Origin of the sequence: Microbacterium sp. (assembly GCF_011620715.1) — a bacterium.
Taxonomy (GTDB): Bacteria; Actinomycetota; Actinomycetes; order Actinomycetales; family Microbacteriaceae; genus Microbacterium.
Map to the genome: position 1 here is coordinate 1 of NZ_WOYP01000105.1, position 6,156 is coordinate 6,156.

Annotated in this window: 6 protein-coding genes and 1 pseudogene; all 7 read right to left on the bottom strand. The window is 70.2% G+C overall.

Translation table 11 applies throughout. The features are described from left to right. A pseudogene (locus QZV84_RS10380) lies at positions 1–263 on the bottom strand (CTP synthase); the annotation flags it as partial. Between the two features lie 38 nt (positions 264–301). Beyond that, positions 302–1,993, bottom strand: a complete 1,692-nt coding sequence (recN, locus tag QZV84_RS10385) for a DNA repair protein RecN (RefSeq protein WP_292829166.1) — start codon at positions 1,991–1,993, stop codon at positions 302–304. Then, the gene (locus QZV84_RS10390; protein WP_292829168.1) at positions 1,990–2,934 is read right to left on the bottom strand and encodes an NAD kinase; all 945 of its coding nucleotides are present in this window, start codon (positions 2,932–2,934) and stop codon (positions 1,990–1,992) included. Before QZV84_RS10390 ends, recN begins: the two co-directional genes overlap by 4 nt. Beyond that, positions 2,931–3,746 (bottom strand): TlyA family RNA methyltransferase, encoded by an 816-nt coding sequence (locus tag QZV84_RS10395; RefSeq protein ID WP_292829170.1) that lies wholly within the window; start codon positions 3,744–3,746, stop codon positions 2,931–2,933. The genes QZV84_RS10390 and QZV84_RS10395 overlap by 4 nt, the downstream gene beginning before the upstream one ends. A gap of 22 nt (positions 3,747–3,768) precedes the next feature. Next, a complete protein-coding gene (locus QZV84_RS10400) occupies positions 3,769–3,936 on the bottom strand; it encodes a hypothetical protein (protein WP_292829172.1) in 168 nt (55 codons plus the stop codon). 41 nt (positions 3,937–3,977) lie between these two features. Then, complete coding sequence (locus tag QZV84_RS10405) at positions 3,978–5,015, bottom strand: HAD-IIA family hydrolase (RefSeq protein WP_292829174.1); 1,038 nt, start codon at positions 5,013–5,015, stop codon at positions 3,978–3,980. After that, the gene (locus QZV84_RS10410) at positions 5,015–6,016 is read right to left on the bottom strand and encodes a hypothetical protein (protein ID WP_292829176.1); all 1,002 of its coding nucleotides are present in this window, start codon (positions 6,014–6,016) and stop codon (positions 5,015–5,017) included. Before QZV84_RS10410 ends, QZV84_RS10405 begins: the two co-directional genes overlap by 1 nt. Between the last annotated feature and the right edge of the window lie 140 nt (positions 6,017–6,156).

The following is a 6,156-nucleotide window of genomic DNA, read 5'->3' on the forward strand; positions in this document are numbered from 1 at the left end:
CCGATGTCGAGGTCGGTCTCGGCGCCGTCATCGGTCACGAAGACCTCGCCGTGCTGAAACGGGTTCATCGTTCCCGGGTCGACATTCAGGTAGGGGTCGAGCTTCTGCATGACCACCCGCAGGCCGCGCGCCGTCAGCAGATTGCCCAGACTGGCCGCCGTGAGTCCCTTGCCAAGAGAAGAAACGACACCACCGGTCACGAAGATGTGTCTCGTGGTGCTGTGTCGAGAGCGGTCGTCTGAAGGGGAACTGTCGCTCTGAATGTCCGCCGTATGAGTGTCCGCCACGGGCTTTTACCCTATCATTCAGACCGGGCTCGAAGGCCCAGCAGCTCGCGCGCGTGGGTGAGCGCGGCATTGGAATCAGGCATTCCCGACAGCAGCCGTGCCATCTCGGCTTCGCGGTCTGCGCCATCGAGACGGCGCACATCCGATGCCGTGACCGATCCGTCGCTCGCCTTGACCACCGAGAGGTGATTGTTCGCGAACGCAGCCACCTGAGCCAGGTGGGTCACCGCGATGACCTGAGACGACCGCGCCAGCCGTGCCAGCCGGCGCCCCACTTCGATCGCAGCGGCACCGCCGATGCCGGCATCCACCTCGTCGAAGACGAACGTCGGTACCGGGTCGACCCCGGCGATCACAACCTCGATCGCGAGCATCACGCGGCTGAGCTCGCCGCCCGACGCGCCCTTGGCGACCGGACGTGGCTCGGCACCGGCGTGCGGAGCGAGCAGGATCGCGACCTCATCGCGGCCCGAGGCGGACTCGGCGCCCGGAGTGACCGCGACCACGACGCGCGCGTCGGGCATCGCGAGCGCGTGCAGCTCTTCGGTCACCGCCGCGCCGAGACGGCCGGCGGCTTCGGAGCGAGCGGATGTCAGCACGGCGGCTTGCGCGTCGAGGGCGGATGCCGCGGCATCGCTGTCGGTCACGAGCCGCTCGATGCGCACACCGTCGTCGTCGAGCTCGGCCAGCCGTCCCGCACCGGTGTCGAGCAGCTCGATCGCGGCATCGAGCGAGCCGTGCGTGCGGATCAGGCCGCCGAGCACGGCGCGGCGATCCTCGACGGCCGCGAGCTCATGGGGCCCGGTCTCATCCAGGTCGGCCAGGTACCCCGCGAGCGCCTGAGCGAGGTCGGCGGCGCGGTAGCCGAGGTCGGCGGCTTGTGCTGCGAGCTCGTCGAGTGCGGGGTCGTGTCCGCGCTCGAGGGCTCGACGGCTCTCGGCGAGCAGGATGCCCACATCGGGGACGTCTCCGTCGCCCGAGAGGATCTCGTGGGCCGTGGCGGCTGCGGCGCGAAGCTCCTCGGCGTTCGCGAGCCGCTCGGCCCGACGCGAGAGCTCGGCATCCTCCCCCGGCTGCGGCGCGACGCGCTCGATCTCGGCGATCGCCGTGCGCAGCTGGTCGGCCTCTCGCGCACGCACGTCGCGATCCTCAGTGAGCGCGGTCAGTTCCCGGCTCAGCTCACGTGAGCGCTCATAGGTCGCCCGGTACGCCGCGAGCGCGGACTCGAGCGGTGCGCCGCCGAAGCGGTCCAGCGCGTCGCGCTGAGCGGCAGCGGTGCGCAGCCGCAGCTGATCGGACTGACCGTGGACGACGACCAGCTCGTCAGCCAAGTCGGCGAGCACACCGGCGGGCGCCGCCCGCCCGCCCACGCTCGCCCGGCTGCGTCCTTCGCTGGAGAGCGACCGCCCGACGAGCAGCTCCGCGAGCCCGCCCCCGATCGGCTCGAGGTCACCGCCCGCCTCGCGCACCCGGTCGGCGACCGCCCCGTGCTCGGGCACGATCCACACGCCGTCGACGGATGCCTGCGTCGCGCCGGCCCGGACGGCGCCGGAGTCGGCACGCTGACCGAGAAGCAGTCCGAGACCGGTCACGACCATCGTCTTGCCGGCGCCGGTCTCACCCGTGATCGCGGTGAATCCCGACCCGATGGGCAGCGTGGCCTCCGCGATGACACCGAGATCTCGCAGGCGCATCTCCTCGATCACGGAGCCTGGCCGATCACACCCGCCGTGAGCGTCGCGGGACCCCGCCACCCTTCGACGGGCAGCCGGAACTTGCGAACGAGCCGGTCCGTGAATGCCGCCGGGTGCAGTCTCGCCAGGCGCACCGGCTTGTCCGAGCGGCGCACGACGACGCGCGCGCCGGGCGGAAGGTCGTGGGAGCGACGGCCGTCGCACCACAGCACGCCGGTGCCGTTCGTGCGTTCGAGAACTTCGATCGCAACCGCGTGCTCGGGCCCGACGACGAGGGGCTTGGCGAACAGGGCATGCGCCGACAGCGGCACGACGGCGATCGCCTCGACCGTCGGCCAGATGACGGGGCCACCGGCCGAGAAGTTGTACGCGGTCGACCCGGTCGGCGTCGACACGACGACGCCGTCGCACCCGAACGACGACAGCGGACGCCCATCGATCTCGATCACGACCTCGAGCATGCGCTCGCGGCTCGCCTTCTCGACAGTCGCCTCGTTCAACGCCCAGGTGTCGTAGAGGATCTCATCCGAGGCGTCCTTCACCCGCACCTGCAGGGCGAGACGCTCTTCGACGGCATAGTCGCGGGTGATCGCGCGGCGCACGGCGTAGTCCATGTCGTCGGCCTCGATCTCGGCGAGGAACCCCACATGACCCATGTTGATGCCCAGGACCGGAGCGATGCCCTCGCGCACGAGCTCGGCCGCGCGCAGGATGGTGCCGTCACCGCCGAGCACGATCGCCAGTTCGACGTCTTCGACCGGCACATCCGCTCCGAGCGTCGCGACCGGGCCCACGGGGGCGAGCGCGTCGCCGAGCTCTTGGCGGTCCTCGACCGACAGCACGGGCCGGGCGCCTGCTTCACGCAATGCCGACACGACGCGCTGCGCAGCGGCCACGGTGTCATCGCGCCGCGCATGCACGACGACCAGGATGTTGCGTTCGGCGTCGGTCATGGACTCCCCGTCAGTCGGTTCACGGTGCTCAACCATTCTGTCGGATTGCTTCCCCGCCCGGCGCCGTGGGTCCGGCATCCGAAGTGCGCGATGAACTCCGCGTTGCCGTGCGTGCCGGCGATCGGGGACGCGATGACACCGCAGGTTCCGAGGCCCGCGTCCCACGCGGCCCACAGCACTCCGGCCACGGCGTCGGCACGGGCGGCGGCATCCGTGACGAGTCCGCTTTTGACCGCGGTGCGGCCGACCTCGAACTGGGGCTTCACCAGCAGCACAAGGTCGGCGTCGTCCGCAGCGACCTCGCGCGCGGCCGGCAGCACGTGCGAAAGCGAGATGAACGACAGGTCCCCGGTGATCAGCTGCGGGGCGGCGGTGACCCCGCTCGCCTCCGCGAGGCTCACGGGCGTCATGTGACGGACGTTGAATCCCTCGATCGAGATCACGCCGGGGTCGGAGGCGATGGATGCCGCCAGCTGTCCGTGACCGACATCCACGGCGATCACCGGGTCGGCGCCGCGCTCGCGCAGAACCTGTGTGAATCCGCCGGTCGATGCGCCCATATCGAGGGCGAGCCGCCCCGTGACCGCGACGTCGAACGCGTCGAGCCCGGCGATCAGCTTGTGCGCCGCGCGACTGACGTAGTGATCGGTCGCGGCGACCTCGATCACGGCATCATCCACAACCTGCGTCGACGCCTTCACCACGGGACGCCCGTTCACCGTGACGAGTCCCTCGGCGATGAGGGTCGCGGCGTGGGTGCGCGACCGTGCGAGTCCGCGCGCGGGCATCGCCGCGTCGAGCCGCACGTTCATGGGCGCCCCGTTGGGCGCGCCGTCATGAATGCGCCGTCATGCCTGTCGGCCCCGATTCGAGGCGGCGCGCGAGGGCGTCGTGCAGTCCTGCGTAGGCGCCGGCTCGCGTGCCGAGCGGCTGCGCCTCGATCACCTCGAGCGTGGAAAGCAGATCGGCCTGCTCCTCATCCTGCGGCGCGGTCTGATCCATGCCATCAGGATACGTGCGGGGCGCACGATCGGGCCGGACATTCACGGACGATGGAACGGATCCGCATAGAGTCGCTCGGGAACACGGAATCCGTAGATCGCCCGCCCGGTGTCCCAGATCGCCTTGGCTCCCGCGCGCAACAGGTCGATCGGATTGCCGCCTTCGGCGAGGATTCGCACATCCGGACCCTCGATGCGCACCTGGGCGTCTCGGACGGTCACGACGCCGTCGCGCACCTGGGCGAGCGGGTACGGCTGGTGCAGCTCGCGCAGATCGCCCAGGATGTAGGTCGGCTGCGAGCCGGTGGGCGCAGCGAGGACGTGCTTGGGGCGGTCGATGCCCGTCAGCACGAGCGCAGAGGGAATGCCGGCCCGATTGGCGCCGAGGATGTCGGTGTCCAGCCGATCGCCGAGGAATACCGGATGCCGCGCGCCGAAGCGCGCGACCGCCTCGTTGAAGATCGCAACTTCGGGCTTGCCGGCGACGATGGCGAGGCGGCCGACGGCGGTGTGCACCGCAGAGACGAGGGTGCCGTTGCCCGGAGCGATGCCTCGGGCCTGCGGGATCGTCCAGTCCGTGTTGGTCGCGATCCAGGGGATGCCACCCTCCTCCTCCGGGAGAGCGAGCGCGTACGCGGCCTCGGCCAGCTGCGCCCAGCCGACCTCGGGGGCGAATCCCTGGACGACGGCGGCGGGTGCGTCCTCTGCGCTGCGGGTGACGACGAAGCCGGACTTCTCGAGTTCGTTCACAAGTCCCTCGCCGCCGACGACCAGCACGGTCGAACCGGGCACGATGCGCTCGACGAGGAGCCTCACCGCCGCGTGAGGACTCGTGACGACCTCGCTCGCTGTCGTCTGCAGGCCGAGCTCGCTCAGGTGCTCAGCAACCGAGACATCGGTGCGCGAGGCGTTGTTGGTGATGTAGCCGAGCCGACGGCCTTCGCGACTGAGATTGAGGCTGTCGATCGCATGCGGCAGCGCACCAGCACCGGCGTAGACGACGCCGTCCAGATCGGCGAGCACGACGTCGACACCGTCGAGCGGAGTCGGCTCAGTGCTGCGTCGGCCGAACAGCGCCATCAGTCCTGATCCTCGGAGGCGGCCGCCTCCTCGACGGTGTGTTCGTCGACTGGCTGCTCGAACACTTCCTCGACGATGACGACCTCGAGATCGCCTGAGCCGTTTGCCGCGTTCAGTGCGTCTTCTGCGACCTCGGCGCGACGCTGCCAGACCCGCGCTTCGTCGTTGCGGCCCAGTTCCTCGAGCACGGTCGCACGCGCGGCGAACAGCGCCGGGCTCCACTCGAACGCCCGGTCAGGATCCAATTCCGGAATGTCGAGCTCCTGCAGGGCCCGCTCGGTCTCGCCGAGATCGAGTCGCGCTCCCGACATCGCGATCGCCAGCTCCGCCCGCACCGCCGGGGCGAGGGCGCCGCGGTCGACGGCGCGGCCGACCTCGAGCGCCCGGTCGGGGCGGCCGACCCCGCGCTCGCTGTCGACCATCAGCGCGATCTGGTCGTCGCTGCCCGAGATGCGTCGATATGTGCGCAGTTCGCGCAATGCCAGCGCGTAGTCGCCGATCGCGTACGCGGTGATCGCCGCGGTCTCACGCACTACGCCGATTCGGCCCGCTCGCCGAGTGGCCGCGATCGCGTGCCGGTGCGCGAGTTCGGGGTCGGTGTCGATCACTTCGGCAGCCATCGCCAGGTGGCGCGCCACCTCGTCGGCGTTCTCCTTGCTCAGGGTCTTCAGCTGGTTGCGCGCCGCGGCGTTCAGATCGGACGCGGTGACCTCGTCGGGAATGATCGGCTCGTCGAAGGCCGGACGGACCGAGCGCAGCTCTTCGGGCCGCGACTGACGGTCGTCGCGCCGTTCGTCGCGGCCGGCGCCGGCGCGGGGCGGTCGGCTGCCCTCGCGCGGCGTGAATGCCTTCTTCTGGTCATCGCGCTTCTGGCCATCGCGCTTCGGAAAGGACTTGCGGTCCCCCGTGTTCGGGCGTGGCGAAGATCCTGATCTGCGGTCGCTGCTGCGCCGCGACTCGTCGCCCCCTCGAGGACCCTTGGTCGGATGTTCCTCTGCCATGTCATGATCTTCCCGGGTCGCTGCGTTAACGAGAGCTGCGTTAACGAGAAATGGCCACCCATCATCGGGTGGCCATTTCACGAAAGAAGTCCGGCGGTGTCCTACTCTCCCACAGGGTCCCCCCTGCAGTACCATCGGCG

What these genes read in the sequence shown, in the direction of transcription:
- QZV84_RS10395 (WP_292829170.1), bottom strand. Translation starts at nt 3,746, where the DNA reads ATGAACGTGCGGCTCGACGCGGCGATGCCCGCGCGCGGACTCGCACGG.
- QZV84_RS10390 (WP_292829168.1), bottom strand. Translation starts at nt 2,934, where the DNA reads ATGACCGACGCCGAACGCAACATCCTGGTCGTCGTGCATGCGCGGCGC.
- QZV84_RS10405 (WP_292829174.1), bottom strand. Translation starts at nt 5,015, where the DNA reads ATGGCGCTGTTCGGCCGACGCAGCACTGAGCCGACTCCGCTCGACGGT.
- QZV84_RS10410 (WP_292829176.1), bottom strand. Translation starts at nt 6,016, where the DNA reads ATGGCAGAGGAACATCCGACCAAGGGTCCTCGAGGGGGCGACGAGTCG.
- QZV84_RS10400 (WP_292829172.1), bottom strand. Translation starts at nt 3,936, where the DNA reads ATGGATCAGACCGCGCCGCAGGATGAGGAGCAGGCCGATCTGCTTTCC.